A 21,314-nucleotide genomic window follows, 5' to 3' on the forward strand; every position below is an offset into this window, starting at 1 on the left:
AAGATTCTAAAAAGCCCGCTTATTTAAGTGGGCTTTTTTTATTACGCCAAGAATATATCCAAGTTATTCCTATTGATGGGTCTTATTGTTCGCCAAGATTCACTTACTGAATATTTTTAAAACAAACGCTTTAAATCTAATGATTTTTTAGCTGTTTCCACTTGACCATTTATCTCTTCCTCCATAGAATAGCCCACAGATTCTCCCATAGCTCAGTCGGTAGAGCGACGGACTGTTAATCCGCAGGTCCCTGGTTCGAGCCCAGGTGGGAGAGCCAAGATTCTAAAAAGCCCGCTTATTTAAGTGGGCTTTTTTCTTATAGAAAGATCTTACTGTGTCAGAATTTATTCATAATTCATTTCTAATTATTGGTATCTTGGCAAGTCTTGGACTCGTATATTTAAGTCTTCAGCAGTACCTTACTTCTAAAAAGCAGTTTTTGGCTAAACCGGTCATTACTGCCTTTGAGAAGCGCATGTTTATTCGCCTTAAAGAGGTTCTCCCACAGCAGCATATACTGGCTCAAGTGGCATTTAGTGCACTCATTACGAGCGATGACTATAAAATCCGTCAGAAATTTAATCGCAAAGTTACAGATTTTGTCGTTTTAAACACTCAGTTTGAAGTGATTGCCATAATTGAACTTGATGACCCTACACATCTTTATAAAGAAGAAGAAGACCGGCAACGGGATACGATGCTCAAAGAAGCGGGCTACAGGATTATACGATATACAGAAATTCCAACTATTCGACAGCTTCAAAAAGATATACTTTAAGCTTTTGAGAATATATTTAATAACTCTGCTTGAAATTTCATTCTTTCTTTAATTTTTCTGCTTCTTCACGTGCCTTGATTTTTGCCAGTTGTTCAGCTTGTTGCTGTCGGTACTTTTCCTGATTCTTGGCATCACTGTTTACTGCAATATAAGCCATACTGACCAGAAAAATTGGAATCAATAAACCCAGTCCCATCAATACCCATAACTTAGCTTTCGATTGCACCGTTTCTTTATTCATAGAAATATTAAAGATAAATAATTTAAAACTGACCCAATATAACAAAAAAGGGCCTTCTTTAAGACCCTTTTAGTTTGATTATTTTAAATACAAGAAATTATTGAGCTACTCCAGTACATTCAACATTTTTACTTGCATCTATTACTGATGGATCAAGCACTATATTGATTCTAGCTGGCATCTTAGATTGTACAAATTGATAAATTTCAGCATTTCTACATACAATCGCCTGAGTATGAGCGGCTCCGTTAACAGGGACAAATGTCACATCAGTTCCCATTTTTTTAAGTCCCTCTTGTAAGGTATTAGTAACAGGATATGGTACAGCCATATCAGCAGTTCCCTGAACAATCATAACAGGTGAATTAATTTTTTTAGTAGCAGGCTGATTATCAGCCAAGAATTTCTTCACCGTTGGATTCTCTTGGAAATTACCAGCGAGACCAGGATAGTCCATAACTGTTTTACCAGCATTAGTCGCAAGAAAATCACGGATATCATCTGCAAATTTGTTATGCAAATCAGTTAAACACATTCCATTTTCGCCCGTAGTGCCTTCTGCAAACTCGGCTATACTTTGAGAACGTTGCTGGAAGATTTCACGATAATTAAATTTAGGTTCATAAGCAGTAATACCCACTGTGGTATATGCAGCATATGCAAGTAGCTCGGCATATACTTCTACAGCTGTGCCAACAGGCGCAGTACCCGCCTGTTCTCTTCCAAGAATATCTTGAATTGCCTGTGGTGCAACTACAGAAATAATATAGCCAAGGCTGGAAGCTGGTGCTGCTGCAACCGCTCCTTTATAGTTACTGTCGTTATTAGCAAACTCAGCTGTTCCTAATGAGGCATGCCCACCTTGAGATTGCCCAATCGACATCCATGAACTATTCAACTGACTGCCGTACTGATCTTTAGCAGCTTTTACTGCTGCAATTGCAGATTTAGCTTCACTTCCCAAATTAAGGTATGGATGGATTCCTCGAGTACCTAAACCTTCATAGTCCGGAGCAATCACCACATAACCAGCTGCCAATAATGTATCAGCTAAAATTTTGAAGCGTGGATTAATAGTATTATTGCTTGGTGCACAGCTATCCCCTACGCCTACAGTACCGTGTTCCCAAACTACTACTCGATAACCATCCTTAGGTTGAGTAACTTTAGGGAACATCACTAGCGCAGTGGCTTCCGCTGTTTTTCCTTGTACATTGACCATATTATAGGACATGATTTTTATAGATGAAGCGCCACTCAAGCTATCTTTAGAATAAGACTTTTCAGAAATAAATGTCTGATCCGGATTTACCCCTCTATAATCGTCATTCTCATCATTACAGGCTGTAAGAAATAAAGCCGAAACTAAACTTGTTATAGTTAAAGCAATTCTTGAACGTCTCATAAAATATCCTTTTTATCAATTATTTATTCTGCATAAATTTATGCACAAATATTAAGACACAAAAAAAGTGTCCTGCATAGAACACTTTTCAACCTGAGTACTATTTTTACGATATAAAATTTAAAAATATTCCCAGAAAAATTATGAATCCAACCCAACGATTATGACGAAATGCCCAAAAACATATTTGGGGATTGCGGTCCTTGGTTTTAATTGTTTGATATATAAAATCGAATGCAACCACAACTAAAGCGATCATCGACCATGGAAATAAAATATTTTCTAAATACAGGGCTGTACCAATTAGAATAAGACTGCATAACTGTAAAAGTACGATAATTTGAATGTCATAACGACCAAAAAGGATGGCTGTAGATTTTACACCAATCTTTAAATCATATTCACGGTCAGTAATGGCATACTGCGTATCATAGGCAACAGTCCAGCACAGATTTCCAAAATAAAGCAGCCAGCAGATTAAATCTGGTGTCTGGCCCACTGCGGTATAGGCCATAGGAATAGACCAAGAAAAAGCTGCACCTAAAAAGACTTGTGGCAAATGAGTATAGCGCTTCATGAAAGGATATATGAATGCAAGCAATAAAGCGCCAAATGACCAGTAAAAAGCTTGAATAGGGAGGAAAAATAACAGACACGCGCTGGCAGCAACCAGAACCAGAAATACTAAAACCGCTTCTTTAGCACTAATTATACCAGTCGCCAAAGGCCGGGATTTGGTACGTTCTACATGTGCATCGACCTTCCGGTCAGCAAAGTCATTAATAGCACAACCGGCAGCACGCATAAAAATTACGCCTAAAGTCATAATAAAGAGAATTTTTAGGTCCGGTATACCTTTTGACGCTATCCAGAGTGCCCACATGGTTGGCCAGAAAACCAGTTCGGTGCCAATCGGTTTATCAAAACGGCATAAATAGTAATAAGCTTCCAGGCGCTCACGCCAAGTAATCTGATGCACAGTTGCCATGACTGTCCTTAACGAGGTTATTGCTGAATAAAATACTCAAAAGCTGGCAGGAATGTCTCCTGCACAATAAATTTGCAGCCATGCCAAGTATAGCAGCTCTGACGGGTCCAACCCTCTTCCAGATAAACTACACGCCGCTCACAGGCGGGCCGGGTACGCTGAAATAAAAAATGTCCAATTGGCTTTTGACCAATGTGTTGAAATAAACGTGCCCGTCCTTGCAGGCTTAGTATCGGAAAGATACTTTTCGCCTTGACCCACGGCTGTGTCTCACAGCCATATAGATAAGTATCACGTACCCAGGAAGTATGCTGAGCTGGCATTTTCATCCACTGGCTGTCAGCGAAGTTAGGGCGTTGAAAATATTCATTAAGCGTCTCGACCCTAAACTTTCCGCCAGCCAGATCGGTTAACTGTCGGGTTAAGGAACCTGATGCATATAACCAAATTTTTAGTGCTGCAGGAATCTGCTCAGCATGCTTGTTTTTATATTTTGAACTCACAACTTTCCCAACTTCACAATTAACCATTATCTGTTTTAGCAATGACTACATATGTCCCGCTCGGTAATTTCTTTAAGATCAAGCCCTCGGTAGTGAGATAAAAACTTTTTGGATAATCATAGTCCAGAGCGAATTCAGGATGTCGCAGTGCAACAAATTCTGCCTGTTTATAACCTTCAGGTGTACGTCCTATTTCTATATAAGTCACTTCAGAAAAATTCAGTTTAAAACCTTTATTGTGATCCTGAGGATCAATCCATGGAAAAAATCCAGTATTTTTTTTGCGTGGTGCCATAACATCATATCGTTTATCAATTACAGCATCATACAAAAAAACCCGCACAAAGGCGGGTCTTTTTACAGTGAAATTCAGAATAGATTTACAGGCTGTAGTACATATCAAACTCAACTGGGTGAGTAGTCGTATTAAGACGACGCACATCTTCAGTTTTAAGTTCGATATATGCATCTAACATATCTTTAGTAAACACGCCACCTTTTAGCAGGAATTCGTGATCTTCTTTCAGTGCTTCAAGAGCCATATCGAGGCTATGGGCAACTGTAGGAATTTTTGCTTCTTCTTCAGGAGGAAGATCATACAGGTTCTTGTCAGCCGCTTCACCCGGATGGATTTTATTCTGAATACCATCAAGGCCTGCCATCAACAATGCTGCAAAACCCAAGTACGGGTTCATCATTGGATCTGGGAAACGTGCTTCAATACGCTTGCCTTTAGGGCTAGACACGTAAGGAATACGGATAGAAGCAGAGCGGTTACGTGCTGAGTAAGCCAGCATAATTGGTGCTTCAAAGTGAGGCACTAAACGCTTGTACGAGTTTGTAGAAGGGTTAGTGATTGCATTCAGTGCACGAGCATGCTTGATTACACCACCAATGAAATACAATGCCATTTCTGAAAGGCCTGCATATTCATCACCAGCGAACAGGTTTTTGCCATCTTTGGAGATCGACATATGCACATGCATACCTGAACCGTTGTCGCCTACCATTGGTTTAGGCATAAAAGTAGCAGTTTTTGCATACTGATGTGCAACATTCCAAACTGCGTATTTGAACTGTTGAACTTCATCTGCTTTGCGCACCATGGTATTGAAGCTCACACCAATTTCTAACTGGCATGATGCAACTTCATGGTGATGTACTTCTACACGGCCTGGTCCCATGATATCTTCAATTTTTGCACACATATCTGCACGCATATCCTGTGAAGAATCTACTGGCGGAACTGGGAAGTAACCACCTTTTACACGTGGACGGTGGCCAGAGTTACCTGCTTCATAATCTTTACCTGTAGACCAGGCAGCTTCTTCAGCGATCAATGTATGGCGTGCACCAGACATATCGATGTCCCATTTTACTTCGTCAAATACAAAGAATTCTGGTTCAGGGCCAAAGAATGCAGTATCGCCGATACCGGTAGATTTTAAATATTCTTCTGCGCGACGAGCAATGGAGCGTGGATCACGTTCATAGCCTTGTCCAGTTGATGGTTCAATCACATCACAAGTTACTACAACTGTTGGCTCTGCAAAGAACGGGTCGATAAAGCCAGTTTCTGCATCTGGACGTAAAATCATGTCCGATGCTTCAATCCCTTTCCAGCCAGCGATTGAAGAACCATCAAACATTTTGCCATCTTCAAATGTATCTTCATCAATACTGTCTGCCGGGTAAGTAACATGCTGTTCCTTGCCTTTGGTATCAGTAAAGCGAAAATCGACCCATTTTGCGCCACTTTCTTCTATGAGTTGAAGGACCTTGTTCGCCATGCTCATTTTGCTCCGATGAAATTTTGTTGCACTTATCGAGTGCATGTTAGTAGTTGCTCAATATAAAGCAATTCCCATACCAACTTTAGAATACTAAGCTAATGCTTTGAATTTCTTAATAGTGTGAAGATTAAAAAAACCTTAGCTATGCGGGTATTATACTGTGTGCAGATTGAATTGCACTATCATCAATCATTCTTAAATTACTTTATTCAGAATAATAGAATTATTGAACCAAAATAGTGCATTTTTTTAGAAGTTAAGACTGTGTTTAGTTATTTTTGTATGATTTTATTTTTAAGGAGCTCTAATAGATATTCTAAATTTAATAAATTATTTATTTTTTAATTTCTATCGGGAATTTAGCTCAAAAATTTTGATGATAGTCAGCTTTTAACAGTTATTGTTTATTTTTGATTCATAATAGCTGTAGCTCAGTTACTCACTGTTTTTTTATTCTCCCTACGCATGATTTTTTTAAGTCTTAGGCCATCCTTAATTTTTGATTTAAGAGAATTTGCCAGATTTTTTAATATTAAGTATAAGCCTCAACACCATAATAGAAATAGTTCAGCAGCAATTCATGATTTTTTGCTATGATATTGTTCGCTCTAATTTTTCTTTTTGCATTTATTTCTAAATCTGGGTTTCCTGTTTTTAGTCAAATATTTTCTTAGAGTTCATCCGAATTAAAGACACATAGGTGTATACATTTCAAAAGGTTAAAAGCTCATGCTTCTAATGATCGAAAAGAGACAACGAAGCTAGATAGTATAAAATAGACCAAAATAGCTTTTCCCATTCTTTCTCAAAACTACGCCCATCATTAAATAAGCTAAAATGAGCTCAAGTGACATTTAGGTGCATTGTGAGTAATATTGTGAGTATCCTTATTATTTAGCTTTCTTACTCACAGCCCATGCTAAACGATACTAAAATAAAGCAGTTAAAGCCTAAAGAAAAAATGTTCAGGGTAGCTGATCATAGTGGGTTGTGTCTTGAAGTTCGGCCCAATGGATCTAAGCTCTGGCGATATCGCTACCGATTCCTCGGTAAAGCTTCAATGATCAGTCTTGGTGAATACCCTGTAGTAACTTTAGCACAGGCGCGTCAAAAAGTTACAGACCAGAAAGCGCTCCTGGATCAGAACATTGATCCTGCCAAATTCAAGCAAGAAGAAAAAGAGAAAGCCAAAACGCAATCTGAGAACCTCTTCAGGCAAGTTGCACTAGAATGGTACACATCTAAAAAAGATCGTCGCTCTACCAGTTTTAAATTGAATGTAGAAAAATCTTTTGAGCGTGACCTGTTCCCGGCTTTCGGTCATAAAAATATTGAGGACATTACACCGTACGATATTCTTAAAATGCAGAAAGATACCATCAAGCGTGTTTCAAAGCAGATGAACCATGGTACCGGTGAAAGCACAGCGATTAGAAATAGGCAGCTGGTGAACTCTATATTCAACTACGCAATTGCTAACCTTCGTTGTGAATCCAATCCTACAGTTTCATTGGGTCAGACAGTTGAGCGACCACCAAAAGAAACAGCTCGACCAATGACCCTAGATGAGCGTGCTCGATTCAATGACGCTATGGATAAAAGCCGTAGCACGGAAATGGTTAAGAACTCTATCCGGTTCCTGTTGTACTCAATGATGCGCTCTATTGAAGTATGCCGCCTAAAATGGGAATGGGTAGATTTTGAAAATAAGCTGATTACCGTACCTGCCGCCACAAAAGAACAATTAAGCAAAGGTGAGCGCAATATTAAGATGAACCGGGTTCACTTGGTACCGCTTAGCACCCAAATGCTGGATATCCTTGAACGCCAGAAGGTACAGTCCAATGATGAATATGTATTTTGCTCTGTATTCAATAAAACCAAGATCATGAATAAAACAACAATTAATAGAGCCTTGGGTAGCATGGGTTTTGAATCATTGACAGCTCATGATTTCAGATCAACAGCATCGACAATTCTGCATGAACACAAATATAGTTCAGAGTGGATTGAATTGCAGTTGGCTCACGTAGATAAGAATGTGGTACGTGGCACCTATAACCATGCACAGCACTTAGATGGTCGCCGGCAAATGATTCAGGAATGGTGCGATATCGTTGATAATTGGGGAAAATAAGATTGAGTCCTTACCACTTCTATATTTGCTATTTAGTCAAACGAGCCAAGCCGTACAATAAAAGTCCGGGGTGGGCGCTTAGGTATAATCCGTGGTTTTCAGAGCAAGAGCCATTAGAGTTTTTTGAAGTTGGTGGGGTTTGTTGATCATTGCGCTAAACACTGCACGCACAGTGTCACGCTAACATGATTAGAGATTGAGTGTGCTGTGCAGCCTGTTAGTAGACTGCACATCATTAAAAGCTTAATGGTTATTTTCATATTCAATCAGCACATCAGCAACTGCTTTTGCAGCTAACCAGTAACGAGCATTAAAGCGGGATATCTCATCCTCATTGCTAATAAAGCCTAACTCTACAATTAATCCACCATTACTGATAAAACCTAGCTTGCCACGTGCTGACTGACTTTGATCAATCCAGCCATTATCACCACGTAAACGACTACCTAAAGCGGTGGCCACAGCTGCAGATAAGTCTTGAGCCAATTTTTTATCTTTCGGCAAAGCAATTGTTTCAACTCCATTCGCCTGACTAGATCCAGCGGCATTTAAGTGAAATTCAACTGCAACAGAAGAACCCTTAATTAACTTGATGGCTGAAGCCAATGGATTATTAGTGGTACCCACACCATCCGTTTTAATACTAATACCGGAGCTCTTTAAGTAATAAGCTACTGCATTACGAAAGTTAGTTACCAGTTCGGCTTCTTTAAATTTGCCACTAACTGCACCCGGATCAACATTGGAATGGCCGGCTGTCACAGTGACAAAACCTAAAGGTTGGTTCTGGTTTAGATTTGGCTGGGCAATCTTACGACCAATCCACGCCAAAGCAGGAATTACGAAGTTAATAATCAGTAGCTGATATTCAACAGGGATAATCTGATAATCCAAGGCCCACTGCAGAATTAAAACTAACAGTGATAAAAAAGCTCCCAGAAGAGGGAGCTTAACAGATAGATATTTTGTGACATTTTCGGGTATAAATTTCATTGTGATTCTCTCACGTAATTGCGTTCATAAAGTTTGTTGCGGATTTCATCCAAGATTCGAAGCGTCTGGTCACCTTGTTTCTCAAGGCTCATAATTCGCTGATCATTGTTATTGGTCTTGGTTTGAGTTGCTCGTACATCGGATGACAGGGTTAGCCAGGAGCCCAAAATCCCTGAAAGCAAGGCGATCCCTCCCCACTTAAACCATTCACCCAGCGTATCAATCCGGGTCTTACTGGTTTTTAGCTCACCAACGTCTCGTCGAATTTTCTCTAATTCAATTTGAAAGTTGGTTTGTGTTTGCTGCAAGTCGTTCCGTGTCTGTTGGTTGTCCTTACTAAGCTGCTTAATAGTCATATCTAATCGATCAAGCTGCTGCGGAACATCACTGAGCTTATCCATTTTCTGACACATATCTGTAAGCTTGTCAGATAACATGATAAGAGAAGCTGCTGTTGCTGCAGGTGGATCAGTTGAATAATCGTTGGACATTGCGCCCCCTTAAATTTTGGTAATAAAAAAGCACCCCGTAGGGTGCTTAAACTGTTTTACCTTTCTTAAATTTCTATCTGTATAACCCTGCCTTCAGGCGCTGGGCGCTTGATCTCGTTGTTTGATACAAACACCCGGGTACCTGTTAAGTATTTGGTACTGCTGGTGCACAGGACCAATCCGCTACCATCGACCACTAAAACCTTATAATTAGGATGATCTGCTGAGGTGATGGTGCCAATGAACTCTGGAGCCTTGGGTAATAAGTCGATTAAACGTTGTAATGGATTACTCACGATTGATGCTCTCCACTTTAATACTCTGGTTAATCACCGCATGATTGAATGACACGTTCACCCCATCAATGATGCCCCACCATTCAGCATTAAATGCGACTAAATCACCAGGTACACATTCACTCACATCCGGACCAATCGGCATCACCAGATTGTGGGTTTCGACCAGACCTGACTTGGCCAGAGCCGCTTTGCCATAAGACCCCATGCTCTCAACGGTAAACAGTGGATTGTTCGCTGTTTCCAGCAAAGTATCACCTGCAGTGCCAGTACGTTTAATCTGGCCACTTAAGCCAGAGCGGTCATTGGTCAAAGTAATCCCGTTATAATCAGGATAAGGCTCATAATCGGTAGACTGCTCTGTGACCAGACTTTCAGGGATCAGCCGGTCATATTCTTCAACCGTGATTGAATCCCAGAATGTTTTTTTGTACTTGGGCTTTATAGTGATGGTATCGCTGCCCTTCTCGCTGTAGACAAAACCTCCTGCAGACTCAGCAATCATTTTGATTACAGCAATGGGGGTCATGTTTGAATAGCTCAGGCTGCCCGCTGGAACAATCCAGCTCAGCTCGTCGATCAGCTCCCACTGCAGTGTTGTTGAGCTGTTGACCCGATCCAGTTCAGCCTGACAGAGCTGCCGTGCGGTCCTTTCATTCTCCTGGGTAAATGAGCGTGTCGGTGCATAGGGAGCGTCCAGTAAAGCGGACTGGCTGCGACCGCTTAATGTATAAGTGATTTCGGCAAATCGACGTGAGCGACTACGGTTTTCAAGCAGCATGTGATGCTCGGTACCATTCACCATAACTCTTAAAATGACAGGTTGGCCATTAACTGGCTCTAGTTTCGGTATTTCAGATGCGGGTACGTTCAGGCTATATGACCAGCACCAGCGGCTGCGATCTGTACTATAACTGCCATCATAGACCAGGATATTCTGGCCATTGTCCAGACGGCTTACGGATAATTCATTCACGATATACCACCAGCTTTTTGGCGGCAGACCTGGAATACAGTCATCTGCCCCGAAATTTAAAATAAGGTTGTGTGGATCCGATCCGGTACACAGACAGTTAAAGTTGAGGTCAGTACTGCCAATATATTCAGGAAGCTCAGGTTGTGGCCAGGGTTGAACCGGATGCTTTCGGTAATGAATGGCTTTAGCTTTATCCCATGCAATGCTATTGGTCGTGATCAGTTCAAGACCTTTATCCCATTCAAATATAAAACGCTTCTCAAAGACCTGTGCTACTTGATGCGAATAGGTAAAGTTTCGGCGCTTCCGCACCAGCTCCTCCCAATCTGAAATACGGTTGATCCTAAGCTTACTGCTCTCTTCAAAAACTAATATTCGCGCTTTGGCCAGCCTTTTGTTTTCCTGCCAGATAAAGTACGCATCACTAGATAAACCAGTCGCTTTCTCATGCTGCAGCTGAACCGAGCGGTACAGCAAGTCAGCCTTTTCAAAACCAAGTAATTCCTGATTACCTAGGCTTAAACTGTGCTCAAAATAAAAGGCGCTGTTATGCGCCTTAAAGATTGGTTTAGCCCACCTATATCGCTGCGATATTAAGCATGGTGCGGCTTTTTGGTAGCTAAATTGACCTATATTGCTCACACCTAAAATAAAGTTAATGTCAAAAGTTGCTAGTATCTCAACACTAAAATCAGTGTCAACAATGGTGTCAATAACTAATAGATTTTGACTAAATACTGCCTCAATCTCAGTTATAAAGCTGGTATCAACAACAGCATCAATACTGCCAACAATATTAATGTCTGGCGCAAATACTGCATCTATTTCAACTGAAAAAGCAGTGTCAACGATGGTATCAATAACGCTTGTGTTGGCATCACTATCAGCATAAAACGCGGCTATCTCAACACTAAAGCCAGTATCGGCAATTGCGTAAATAGCCGCACTGTTATCGTCACCAAAGTTTAAGTTAGTTGACCCATCAGCCAAAACCTCAAAGTTTAAAATGATGTTATGGCTGTCTGTGTTATCAGGCTTAAAATTAAAATTTACATTGTGCGGGTCAACCGTGCCGGCCTTATTTTTAAACTCCACATGACTACCCCTTTAAATTTAAGGCCGTAATTTAATAGACTGCGCGTTTAGTGTGCCGCCCACTGCAAGGCTTGTATTTGCTAGTGTGATGTCAGTACCAACAACCAAATCCATCACGCTCGCACCCGCACCGTTATACATGCGCGCCCATGTTGCTGTACCTGTTTTAATCACGGTAGCGGTATCACTTGGATATAGCTCAACGTAATCAACAGTGACCTCTTTAAAACAAGGCTCTGGCAATGTCAGTGTCACTAACTTGGCACTATCATTTGCGGCATCTTCCGTTGTGGCTGGCATCGTATCGTCATAAAAAACAATGGTGGCTGCACCTGCGCCGCTATCTGCATAACTAGCAAGCGCGGTTATCATATTTAATTTTGCGGCTTTTGAAGTTCGGCTCATTTTGGCACCACGTTATCTTGTATGACTGCGTTGTATTGCTGATTCTGATCAAAAGCTACGACAAAGGTTTTTAAATTTGTATTTAGTCCCAGAAACTGATAATTACCATTTTGATCGGGTTTTTTTATTGCCATGGGTTGTAAGTTGGCTTTGTTGTAAAGCACAACTATTGCACCTTGATATTGTTGACCTAACTTTTTTGTTGAACCTTTAATTTTTGCAATTACTGGGCCTACTTCAATAGCCTGTATCAGATACGATGCAAATAAGGATTTTCGAGAACATGGTTTCATTCAATCTCTCCAATATAATAATACACCCCACCTACCGCCTCATTTGAATACACCATGCTCTCCCATAAATACATTGAGTTTTCAGCGAGCAGAGGAGTGACTTGTGTGGTTGCGCTTCGATTGTTTCCCGCGTAATACACATACTTAAGTGTTCCTCTTAAGCATTTTTCTGTGTCAACGAAAGGTACTTCGAGCGCAGCAATATCTGTACCTGCATAGATTGTGGTAGCACCAGTTGCGTAATCAGGCAAAATAGGATTAGCCTTTGTATATTTAGAAATACGCTGTAATGGTGAATATTTAGGTGTAAAAAATGCTGAATTTGCAGCAAAAGAATTTAACGGAGTTAATCCTGGGTAGCCTTGAATGTAGGTAGCATAGTTTGAATTTGCGGCTGTCGGAATATCAGGTGTGTATGTCATCAAAAACCAATTTGGTATCACATCATTCGGTAGTGAAGCATTAAATAATCCACAGCCCCGCAAATTCTTTTGCCCACTCCCGCCAATACGTGTTGCAGTGTGCATATAAAATGCGTCTTTATCGCCAATCAATGTAAATTCTCGATTTCCATTAGCAGGCACGTTCGTGTCAGTAATGTTTGATGATTGGTTTGACGCATAATGCCAGCGACTCCATCCGCGCACCACACTCGCGTCCGTACCTGCAATTTTCCAATTTTTGGCTGGGTCGCTTGGGTCAAAGGGTAGTTGCAACACATCTGGATTTTCATAATCGTCTATATGCTCCATGTGCTCAAGTAAGCCAACCATGGCATATTTTGCATAAGTTGATGTATATACGCCTGTTGTACCATCTGGACTTGTTAAGCTTTCATCCACACGAATAAACGGATGCTGTGCCGTTGGATTTTTAGCACGATAAACACGCTTTACATCGTTTGTATCGCGAAAAATAATTTCATAACCCAGTGATGCTAGTTTTCCTGCGCCAACTATTGTGATATTTGTTTCAACAATTGCAGCATGTGGTTTTAAAATCAGCTCGGTTGCGCTTGGTACGCCTTTGATTCTGTATTTCTGGTTGAGTGATGCGGGAGTAAAACCTGATAGCTCAACCACCTGAAACAACATGGCATTATGCGCTGCGTATAGTGTGATATGCACATCACCTTGAGCATCAATTGAAGCTGCTGTAATTTGAGTAAAATCAACGCCTGTCACCAAAGCTTTATCAAGCAGACGAATTAAATCACCCCAGTTATTGCTAAGCGTTAAGCCATTTAAATGACTAAAATATTGTACATCTACATCTGTCGCCATTTTCTAATATCCATAAAAAAGACCGCTTAACGCGGCCATATTTAATTTAAATTTTAAACCACGCGATCAATGTCACCACGCAGCATGATTTGAAACTGATCTGATAGCACTGTTGGTTCAGACTGTTTCACAGTACGAATGACCCAGACTGGAAAGGTAGCAGCAATGGTATTAAAGCGCAGTACATTGCCACTCACCCAGCCCTGTCCCCAGCCTTCTTTTTTCACTACAAAATACGGTACTCCAGTGACCGGATTAATTGGGGCATAGTCTGTGTTGATAGTGCCTGTACCAATCTGTCCCGAGTACTCCCCGATACAGCGGAACGATTGATCTCCAGTAAAAACCAAGGCCCAGCGTTCCTGAATTGCACCATTATTCGTGACTGCAATTGGATATAAGGCATCATTGTAATTGGCTGAAATTGCCCCGCCAGTGGCCTCATTTAACCAGACACTATTCCAGGACGGCTGTACAAATTTCCCGGTAGAGCGGGCCTGCATATCACCAATGACTAGAGCTGAGCCGACAATGGTATTTTCAGCATCATAATTGTGGGTCAGTGGCTTGGTGAAGGTTAGCTGGCCGTTGATCTGTACGTCACGGATCAGCAGCATGTCCTGATAGCGATAACGCATAGTGAGCGGTGCAACCAGCGCATTTAAAGCAAAATCACCACCTAGCGTAAACTTGCCATAGTCATAATCCACGCTGTACATATCAAACGGTACTTTTACCCCGTCGGCATCTTCAAGCTCGGCCCATGAAATGCGCTGATCCGGTAATTCATAAATCTGGCCAGCGATATGATCTGGCAGTTCAAATATTTTGCTGGAACTGACAATAGCAATATCACCGACCCGGTAAATCGGTACCCGGCCATCCAGCGGCAGACGGGTAGCGGATAGCCCCAAGATCTCAGCATCCAGAGGGATGTAGGTATAAGCCACCGCATTATAACGGACTGATTCCGGAGCGACCCATACCGGTATATTGATGTACCTTTTACCGGCTTCCTCGTACTCGAGCAGAACGTCATACCAGTCCTGCTCTTCAATTCCTGCACGATTACTTTCAGTAATTTCAGTCTTGGTATAAAAAAACAGATCCACAAAACCGGTATCGTAATTAATCTGGCCATGTGCCCGGCTAGTTTCAATGATGCCATCGTCATCAGCCCGCAATGTCAGCTGGCCATAGTCTAAAGTGGCTACGACGACTGTTAATGAACCGGGACGCAGCGGACTGACCGGTGTTCTAAAGCTGATACGGTTGACCGGCGGCATATCTGTGGTGGTGGTTAAAGACTGCAATGTCAGGCGGTTATCGGTATTCGGTGTCCAGCTGTCAATCTCGATTTTGCCGGTACCATATTGAATGATACCGGAACTGGTGCCACTGTTATTGGCTGGATTTACATTGCGTACCAGGGTGCCAGTACGGTCCAGATAGGTATCCGTACCCAGCATAAAACGCACCGCGCCGGAGAGGATCTGCTCATCAAAGCCTTGGGTCAGATCAAAGCGCAGCTTGTCACCGGTAACCTGTTTAACTCCGGAACTTACGCCTGAAGTATCACGGTATTTCACGCTAATACTGGTCGCCCGGTATGCCCCGAGCTGCACTACTTCTTCCTTAATTTGAGAAGTGGCGGGTAAATAAAATGACATATTTATGCTGCTCCATAAACCGTAGTTGGTATATAGGATTTGGTGAAAACCGAGCTGGTCGCTTCAGGAATAATTTCTACCGCACCTGTTGCATAGGTAATGGTGCCCTGTACCTTGCCCTGACTGTTAACCAGGTTACCAACCTCTGCATTCACTGGAATATCAGTTAGAACCACCGTACCGATGACTGAGCCGATTTGATCAGCAACCGGCACACTTAACTCAACACTATTGGGTTGTATTGCAGCACCTGAACCAATGGTAAATTTCAGCTTTTGATCAGTTGGCATGACATTTTCAACAGTCTGATCAAGCGGTACGCCATAGCTATAATTGATGGTGAAGACCGTATTTTTCTGCGGCAGTTTATTCGGTACCAGCCGGCCTTGACCGCTGGCATAGTTAAAGGTACCGGTGGCATCGCCACTAAACTGGCCCAGCGTATTTGTAGTTGCAGTTTTCTGTTCGCCTTCCAGCAGCCATTTCACTGTCACGCTTCCCGAGGCTATACCAGCTTGCTGCAAATCAAACTCGAATGCTGCCGGTTCAACCGCAAGATCTGAGCGTATGAACGTAGCCAGCGGTGTACCCCATAACAGTAAAATTGGTGTATTCACATCCGGTAAAGCACCCGTCGTAATAGACCAGGAGCCGGTTTCATAATTGATATTGCCTGAACCAAACGAAGCACTCGAGCCAGACAACCGCCCCGAACCATCATCTTTCAGTTCATAAAACTTGCCCTGTGACATATAAGAAACTGAAAGGCTGCCCGGGGCTGGTGGTGGTACCAGCACACCGGTCCAGTTGGCACTCTGGTTCTGCTGGGTCACTGGCCGGGTTTCAGACTGGAAGTACTGGTTGGGTGCTGAAGCCGGCTTAAAGGTCATGCTTAAGTTTGCAGATCCTGCACCTGCAGCTTGTGTCCACTGGATCAAGCCACGCTGGTAATCAATTGTTCCAACCTGGGTACCAGAAGTGTTTTTAAGCAGTCCGCCCTGATCAGTGATCTGCTGGCCAAACAGGTTAAACGAGACACTCGATGGCATGACAGATGAGCCGATATACAGATTCTGAGCGGTACCAATGGTGGTCGAGTAAGTTGCAGTAATAGCAGCAGTGTTACCCGGTATCAGCACCATACTTTCCCCGGCTGCGTTTACATCCACAATTGGTGTTTCAGTCTGGGCAGATGGGACCAGCTGGGCAAAAATACTTTCTGCATTTACAGTAAACTCACCGACTTTGGCATCAGTGGCCAGATTAGATGAGGCGTAATACTTACCTGTATCAGCTACAATCGTATCCCGTAAAATCGTTTCGGACTTATCTCCGTTGTACCATTGTCTTGCAGAGAGTCCGACATAATCCTGATCGAGTGGATCATTAATGCTGTAGGTGGCAATTTTATATTCAATTTCCTTTCCATCGATGACCATCTTGGCAATACGGGTCTCAACTTTGGTGATGCGAACATATTGCTCATGCTGCAGAGCCTGGCCTTCTTTTGAGACCAGTACCAGCGTACTGCCCACCGAGCTTTCGACTTCACTCAAAAACATCGCCACCTGCAGGGTTTTCATACCGGCATAATGTGTATCCAGTGGACTCCCTGCTGCCTGTCCACCCTTGGCCAGATAGTTTTCAATCCGGTTCTGGGCGGACTTACGCTCATCGATCCACGACTTTGTACTAAACAGCAAAGCCGAGACATTGGGGTCTTTCGGGTTTTCCGAGATAAAGACCGTAGCCCCCATAAGCAGGTCTGTATCATTTGTTGTCACGGCGGGGAACAGTTTACGCAGTGACACATCACCCATGGTGCGGTCCAGCTCACTCACATCATTAAACAGGTTATTGCTCTGGCCATCTTCAATCATCTGGCCAGAGTACTTACCGCCCCCATCTTCTGTATCGCTCAGGCGCTCAGATTTATAGAGCACCAGATTTTTAGTTTCAATTGCCACTGTATAGCTCCCCCACTTCAATAAAGCGTAAAGTCACGTTGTAATAGTCATCCTCAGATACAGATGGAATTCCCTTCACTGGAGCAGCTTCCAGTGCCCCGGCTTCATGGTTAAAAATCACATGAAATTCACGTCTGTCGTGCTGATACTCAAAAGCCAGAATGAATTGTTCAGATAAAGCAGACCAGGCTTGAACCGTGCGTAAATCACGGCGTTTGATCCAGCCCATAGCGTTATCTGCCGGTTCCAGCACAATTGAACGACCTGCTTTTTTACGGCCCTCCTGGATAATTAGAGAACCATCAATAGCCCGACTCTGTTTCTGCTCGATGGGCTTCCATTCAAATTCATCAGACCATAAAAAACCGTCCTCAAGCGGGACGGTTTCTGATGTAGACACTCGTATTAATTTCATTAGCTACTCTTTTTTATCCTTTCCAGTTCAGTCAGGAAATCATTAAAACTGCCCTGATTAGCCTCATCCACAGGGACATTAATTGTGCGGCCATTAATAGAGATCTGGTTGATGACAGTACGTGAAGGCTCAGCAGTTGGAGTGCTGGTTTTAGGATAGCTCACGTCCGGGGCCAGATTGTTTACATTGACTCTGGAACCAGTACTGCCCGACTTGCCTGCATATTCCTCCAGCTTTTCCAGCTGCTCGGCAATGAACATGTAGTTGCCGGTCTGTTTCTGGTTGTCGTATGCAGAAACGCCGTAACGCGCAGCATATTCATGAGAGGCTGAACGGTAATAACCACCTGGACCCTGTTGTGCCGTCTCGAATAGCTCTTTAGCCTTTTGCCGGGCATTACCGCTATAACCCATTTCAGTCAGCTGCTGCTCAATCTCATCAACTGAATAACCGTTTTTAGCCATGACTCCAGTTTTAGAGGCTTTAAGCTTGCCCTGCATGGCAGTAAGCGCTTCTGACCAGGCTTCAGTAGAGGATTTGGCCTCCTCTCTTGCGACCCGTCCAGCTTCACGATAACCATCACCAATGGCACTGGCTGAGCTCTCTACCCGATTATTGGCTTTGGCCCAGTCATCCATGGTTTTGACTACAGCCTGACCGCTATCATCAATCTGGATTTCCAGATTGCGGCCTGCATTTGCCGCATTAGTCGCAGCAATCACACCTGCATCACCTGATGCTGCTGCAGACTGAGCAGCCTTCTCATATGCTTTCTGGATACCTTCAGCAGTTGCCTTTCCGCTATCCCTGACGGTGATGTAATCCATCAAAGCCTGTTGAGCAGCCAGCTTTAATTGCTCTTTAGTTTGAATGCCTAATCGCTTAAATGCTTCAGTAACCGGATCAATATCATCAGGTAATCCTTGAGCCTGCATTTTGATAGCAATTAATCCCTGCTCCACCTGAGATGTTGAAATTTGTCCTTGAGTACCGAACTCCTGAAGCTTGGCTTTGGCCATATCAATTTCGGCCTGGCTTTTGGCCGTTTGCAGCCACGTCAACCAGGCTTCATAGGTAACATTACCAGCTTGCTTGCCCTCGATCCCAAGCTTTTTTAGCTCACTACCTAGCTTGTCTATATCATCTCCGGACTTAACAAACTGCTCAGACACCTTGTTAAGTGACCTATCCAGGTCTACCCCGAACTTTTGGGCTAACTCAGAAGCTCTTATGTACGCCGCAGCAGAGCCGTCAGCCGTTTTTTGGTTAAGTGTCAATAACTCTGTCTGTCTTTGATTTCGATTAGCTTGTAGCTCTTGCTCCTTGGTATTGATCTGGTTGATTTTGTCTTGAATCTGTTTAAGCTCATTCAGATCACCAGAAGCCTTGGCTTGTTGCATCTGCTTCTCTAGAGCTGCGCGCTCAATAGCGGCTTGCTTCTGATAGGCCAGATACTCTTCATCCGCTATTCTGAGGTTTTCTGTAGCCACTTTAATGGCTTCAGTTTTCTGCTGTACTTCTGTCAGTTTCTGCCCTGCAGCATCCATAGCCGTGACTGTAACCTTCCCAGCCTCATCCATTGCTACGGCGTAGCCCTTAGCCGCTAGTTCAGACTTGAGCTGTTCTGATAGCACGCCTTCATTAGCTGCTATGGCTGCATTGGCATAATCCTGTGCTGCCTTAATCCGATTCTGTGCACTAGCTGTTTCGTCTGCATCGATCTTTTCCAGAGTGGCTTTAGCACTATCAGCCTTTTCCTGATTTTTCTGCTGCTCAGTCTTCGACATTTCCTCCAGGCGTTCAACATACTTGGATTTAAACTCCATGGCCTGCTTGTCTGCTTCAGTATAGTACTGCTCGGCCTTATCCTTCATTAAATCAGCATTAGCGGCAAATTGCTTGCTCACATCGCCCCATGTGATTGCCGCCATAACGCTATTGGCTGCTGAGGCCAAAGTATAGAACGCGCCTGTAATGAGATTTAAGCCAATCTTGATACCAGATATGCCATCTTCAACCATGCCAAAAACAAGTGATAGTCCTTGCAAGACCCTTGTTAAGAAACTTACTTGCTCTCCGGCAGATGCGACATCACCAACAAATGAGCCGAGCAAGGATGTAAAGGTTGTGAAAGCTGTCCCTAATACGTCATCTATGGTTTTTCCTAATTCCCATGCACCAGATACAAGCTCTTTAAACAATTCGTACATTGAGCTTAAAGCACCTTTTAGTGCTTCTGTTTCTGCATCCAACCCTGAATATCGCTCAGTAACAGTCTCTATGGCGCCAATAGCATCCTCAAATAGGGTGGTAAGCCAGCTCATATCACCACCTAGTGTAAGCATGGCCTCTGACAACCTAGATGATATCTGATGCTTTTCATTTAGCTTGGCAATAACGTCTGTCAGGTTGTTTTTAAGTGCTACAGCTGCATCGGCTGTAGAGTTAGCCATTGAGCTGGCTAGCTCTTCATTACGATCTCTAGACTCAATAAGCGCCGTGGTTAGCTCTTTAATGGAAATTTTACCACTTGCCCCTAGTTGGCGAATTTCCTCTTCAGTACGCCCGGTACTTTCTGCCATGTCTTTTACGACATTATCTGCACCAGTAATGATCGACATCCATGCATCTGCATCTACCGAACCCTTAGCCATGGATTTTGCTAAGGCATCCTGTGCTGACTGTGCTTGATCAGCTCTGGTGGCGTTGTGGGTAAAGGATAGTGATAAGCTTTCTGTAACTGCTAAGATCTGCTCCGTGGAGTAGCCTAGTGATTTCATGGTTCCGGCTGTAGCTAGGTACACCTCCTGAGCCTCTTCAAGCGGCCGGAATGTCTTATTTGCCAGATCTAAAAGTCTGGCTTGAACCATAGTGTATTCTTCTGTGCTACTGGTGGCGTTCTTAATACGCTCACCCATCTGTTGTGTGGCATCTGCAGTCTGTAATAGCTCTTTAACTGTAAGACCAAGCCCTAAGCCTGCTAAACCTGCTGCCAGTGTCCCTACTGCTGCCCTAGCTGCACTAAATCCCTGTTTGGCCTTATCAGCTACACTACTGGTTTCCTTTAGCTCTGTATTGGCTTTATTTACGGCGCTATCAAATTCATGGAATGCAGTCTCAGCCTGTTCTACTTCTCGTTCTAGCTGGTCTACTTTCTGCTTGGCAGCCTCAATGTCATGTGGCGAGGCATTGGTTTTTGAGAAATCTTGAAGTGTTTGCTTTGCTCCAACCAGATCAACTTTTAGTTGTTCAAGTGCTTTCTCAGCCTTGCTGCCAAAGTCCTTGAAATTATCAGCTGTTTCTTTGGCACCATCCCCTGCACCTTTGATAGCCTCTGTTGCTCCGTTTAGCGTAGTCTTTAGCTTATCAGCCAATTCCAAGGATTCTTTCGGCACAATTTTAGAAACAGCATCCGATGTCTTTTTGGCTTCCCCTTCAAAGCTTGCTGTTCCTTGTTTAATTGCCTGCTGTAAATCACTAAAAGCTTTCTCTGCACTTTTAGTATTCTGCACCAATCCTCTAGAGTCTCCATCTAGAATTAGTTTAAAAGTTAAATTTTTACCAGACATGAATACCTCTAAAATT

General features: G+C 43.0%; 19 protein-coding genes and 1 tRNA gene. 3 read left to right on the forward strand and 17 right to left on the reverse strand.

Going from position 1 to position 21,314, the window contains the following annotated elements; all coding sequences use genetic code 11:
- Positions 1–201 precede the first annotated feature (201 nt).
- A tRNA-Asn gene (locus N518_RS0111845) sits at positions 202–277 on the forward strand.
- Between the two features lie 57 nt (positions 278–334).
- Positions 335–778, forward strand: coding sequence for a DUF2726 domain-containing protein (locus N518_RS0111850; RefSeq protein WP_005025229.1), 444 nt, complete (start codon positions 335–337; stop codon positions 776–778).
- 37 nt (positions 779–815) lie between these two features.
- Here the strand turns inward: N518_RS0111850 and N518_RS16315 are convergent, their stop codons facing one another.
- The 6 genes from N518_RS16315 to glnA all read right to left on the reverse strand — a co-directional run bounded on the left by N518_RS16315 (position 816) and on the right by glnA (position 5,711).
- Complete coding sequence (locus N518_RS16315; protein WP_034431652.1) at positions 816–1,019, reverse strand: hypothetical protein; 204 nt, start codon at positions 1,017–1,019, stop codon at positions 816–818.
- 97 nt (positions 1,020–1,116) lie between these two features.
- The gene (locus N518_RS0111860; protein WP_026444304.1) at positions 1,117–2,424 is read right to left on the reverse strand and encodes an alpha/beta hydrolase family protein; all 1,308 of its coding nucleotides are present in this window, start codon (positions 2,422–2,424) and stop codon (positions 1,117–1,119) included.
- A gap of 106 nt (positions 2,425–2,530) precedes the next feature.
- The gene (ubiA, locus tag N518_RS0111865) at positions 2,531–3,412 is read right to left on the reverse strand and encodes a 4-hydroxybenzoate octaprenyltransferase (protein WP_005025222.1); all 882 of its coding nucleotides are present in this window, start codon (positions 3,410–3,412) and stop codon (positions 2,531–2,533) included.
- 17 nt (positions 3,413–3,429) lie between these two features.
- Complete coding sequence (locus tag N518_RS0111870) at positions 3,430–3,942, reverse strand: chorismate--pyruvate lyase family protein (RefSeq protein WP_005025220.1); 513 nt, start codon at positions 3,940–3,942, stop codon at positions 3,430–3,432.
- Positions 3,935–4,210: a hypothetical protein gene (locus N518_RS0111875; RefSeq protein WP_005404889.1), complete on the reverse strand. Its 276-nt coding sequence runs from the start codon at positions 4,208–4,210 to the stop codon at positions 3,935–3,937. The genes N518_RS0111870 and N518_RS0111875 overlap by 8 nt, the downstream gene beginning before the upstream one ends.
- A gap of 85 nt (positions 4,211–4,295) precedes the next feature.
- Positions 4,296–5,711 (reverse strand): type I glutamate--ammonia ligase, encoded by a 1,416-nt coding sequence (gene glnA / locus N518_RS0111880; protein WP_005404245.1) that lies wholly within the window; start codon positions 5,709–5,711, stop codon positions 4,296–4,298.
- A 913-nt stretch (positions 5,712–6,624) separates the two neighbouring features.
- Here glnA and N518_RS0111885 point away from each other — a divergent pair.
- Positions 6,625–7,845: a tyrosine-type recombinase/integrase gene (locus N518_RS0111885; RefSeq protein WP_026444305.1), complete on the forward strand. Its 1,221-nt coding sequence runs from the start codon at positions 6,625–6,627 to the stop codon at positions 7,843–7,845.
- A gap of 243 nt (positions 7,846–8,088) precedes the next feature.
- Here N518_RS0111885 and N518_RS0111890 read toward each other — a convergent pair whose 3' ends face one another.
- The 11 genes from N518_RS0111890 to N518_RS16615 all read right to left on the reverse strand — a co-directional run bounded on the left by N518_RS0111890 (position 8,089) and on the right by N518_RS16615 (position 21,298).
- Positions 8,089–8,838, reverse strand: a complete 750-nt coding sequence (locus N518_RS0111890; RefSeq protein WP_026444306.1) for an N-acetylmuramoyl-L-alanine amidase — start codon at positions 8,836–8,838, stop codon at positions 8,089–8,091.
- Positions 8,835–9,329 (reverse strand): hypothetical protein, encoded by a 495-nt coding sequence (locus N518_RS0111895; RefSeq protein ID WP_026444307.1) that lies wholly within the window; start codon positions 9,327–9,329, stop codon positions 8,835–8,837. The genes N518_RS0111890 and N518_RS0111895 overlap by 4 nt, the downstream gene beginning before the upstream one ends.
- 65 nt (positions 9,330–9,394) lie before the next feature.
- A complete protein-coding gene (locus tag N518_RS0111900; RefSeq protein ID WP_026444308.1) occupies positions 9,395–9,625 on the reverse strand; it encodes a hypothetical protein in 231 nt (76 codons plus the stop codon).
- Positions 9,618–11,696 carry a hypothetical protein gene (locus N518_RS17255; protein WP_026444309.1) on the reverse strand — a complete coding sequence of 693 codons (2,079 nt, stop codon included), beginning with the start codon at positions 11,694–11,696 and terminating at the stop codon, positions 9,618–9,620. Before N518_RS17255 ends, N518_RS0111900 begins: the two co-directional genes overlap by 8 nt.
- An 18-nt stretch (positions 11,697–11,714) precedes the next feature.
- The gene (locus tag N518_RS0111910; RefSeq protein WP_026444310.1) at positions 11,715–12,101 is read right to left on the reverse strand and encodes a hypothetical protein; all 387 of its coding nucleotides are present in this window, start codon (positions 12,099–12,101) and stop codon (positions 11,715–11,717) included.
- Entirely contained in the window at positions 12,098–12,394 is a 297-nt protein-coding gene (locus N518_RS0111915) for a hypothetical protein (RefSeq protein WP_026444311.1), read from the reverse strand. Before N518_RS0111915 ends, N518_RS0111910 begins: the two co-directional genes overlap by 4 nt.
- Positions 12,391–13,677, reverse strand: coding sequence for a hypothetical protein (locus tag N518_RS0111920; RefSeq protein WP_026444312.1), 1,287 nt, complete (start codon positions 13,675–13,677; stop codon positions 12,391–12,393). Before N518_RS0111920 ends, N518_RS0111915 begins: the two co-directional genes overlap by 4 nt.
- A 53-nt stretch (positions 13,678–13,730) precedes the next feature.
- Positions 13,731–15,347: a hypothetical protein gene (locus N518_RS0111925; RefSeq protein WP_026444313.1), complete on the reverse strand. Its 1,617-nt coding sequence runs from the start codon at positions 15,345–15,347 to the stop codon at positions 13,731–13,733.
- A gap of 2 nt (positions 15,348–15,349) precedes the next feature.
- Entirely contained in the window at positions 15,350–17,314 is a 1,965-nt protein-coding gene (locus tag N518_RS0111930; protein WP_026444314.1) for a hypothetical protein, read from the reverse strand.
- Positions 17,304–17,729, reverse strand: a complete 426-nt coding sequence (locus tag N518_RS0111935) for a hypothetical protein (RefSeq protein ID WP_026444315.1) — start codon at positions 17,727–17,729, stop codon at positions 17,304–17,306. The genes N518_RS0111930 and N518_RS0111935 overlap by 11 nt, the downstream gene beginning before the upstream one ends.
- Positions 17,729–21,298 carry a tape measure protein gene (locus N518_RS16615; protein WP_026444316.1) on the reverse strand — a complete coding sequence of 1,190 codons (3,570 nt, stop codon included), beginning with the start codon at positions 21,296–21,298 and terminating at the stop codon, positions 17,729–17,731. Before N518_RS16615 ends, N518_RS0111935 begins: the two co-directional genes overlap by 1 nt.
- Positions 21,299–21,314 lie beyond the last annotated feature (16 nt).

The sequence above is a fragment of the Acinetobacter sp. UNC436CL71CviS28 genome, assembly GCF_000620525.1.
In the GTDB taxonomy this organism is placed as follows: domain Bacteria; phylum Pseudomonadota; class Gammaproteobacteria; order Pseudomonadales; family Moraxellaceae; genus Acinetobacter; species Acinetobacter radioresistens.

Excerpts from the sequence above, each read along its gene's own strand:
- N518_RS0111890 (WP_026444306.1), bottom strand. The coding sequence starts at position 8,838 with ATGAAATTTATACCCGAAAATGTCACAAAATATCTATCTGTTAAGCTC.
- N518_RS0111915 (WP_026444311.1), bottom strand. The coding sequence starts at position 12,394 with ATGAAACCATGTTCTCGAAAATCCTTATTTGCATCGTATCTGATACAG.
- ubiA (WP_005025222.1), bottom strand. The coding sequence starts at position 3,412 with ATGGCAACTGTGCATCAGATTACTTGGCGTGAGCGCCTGGAAGCTTAT.
- N518_RS0111935 (WP_026444315.1), bottom strand. The coding sequence starts at position 17,729 with ATGAAATTAATACGAGTGTCTACATCAGAAACCGTCCCGCTTGAGGAC.
- N518_RS0111920 (WP_026444312.1), bottom strand. The coding sequence starts at position 13,677 with ATGGCGACAGATGTAGATGTACAATATTTTAGTCATTTAAATGGCTTA.
- N518_RS0111870 (WP_005025220.1), bottom strand. The coding sequence starts at position 3,942 with ATGGTTAATTGTGAAGTTGGGAAAGTTGTGAGTTCAAAATATAAAAAC.
- N518_RS0111875 (WP_005404889.1), bottom strand. The coding sequence starts at position 4,210 with ATGGCACCACGCAAAAAAAATACTGGATTTTTTCCATGGATTGATCCT.
- N518_RS16615 (WP_026444316.1), bottom strand. The coding sequence starts at position 21,298 with ATGTCTGGTAAAAATTTAACTTTTAAACTAATTCTAGATGGAGACTCT.
- N518_RS0111925 (WP_026444313.1), bottom strand. The coding sequence starts at position 15,347 with ATGTCATTTTATTTACCCGCCACTTCTCAAATTAAGGAAGAAGTAGTG.
- N518_RS0111885 (WP_026444305.1), top strand. The coding sequence starts at position 6,625 with ATGCTAAACGATACTAAAATAAAGCAGTTAAAGCCTAAAGAAAAAATG.
- N518_RS0111895 (WP_026444307.1), bottom strand. The coding sequence starts at position 9,329 with ATGTCCAACGATTATTCAACTGATCCACCTGCAGCAACAGCAGCTTCT.
- N518_RS0111860 (WP_026444304.1), bottom strand. The coding sequence starts at position 2,424 with ATGAGACGTTCAAGAATTGCTTTAACTATAACAAGTTTAGTTTCGGCT.
- N518_RS0111910 (WP_026444310.1), bottom strand. The coding sequence starts at position 12,101 with ATGAGCCGAACTTCAAAAGCCGCAAAATTAAATATGATAACCGCGCTT.
- N518_RS16315 (WP_034431652.1), bottom strand. The coding sequence starts at position 1,019 with ATGAATAAAGAAACGGTGCAATCGAAAGCTAAGTTATGGGTATTGATG.
- glnA (WP_005404245.1), bottom strand. The coding sequence starts at position 5,711 with ATGAGCATGGCGAACAAGGTCCTTCAACTCATAGAAGAAAGTGGCGCA.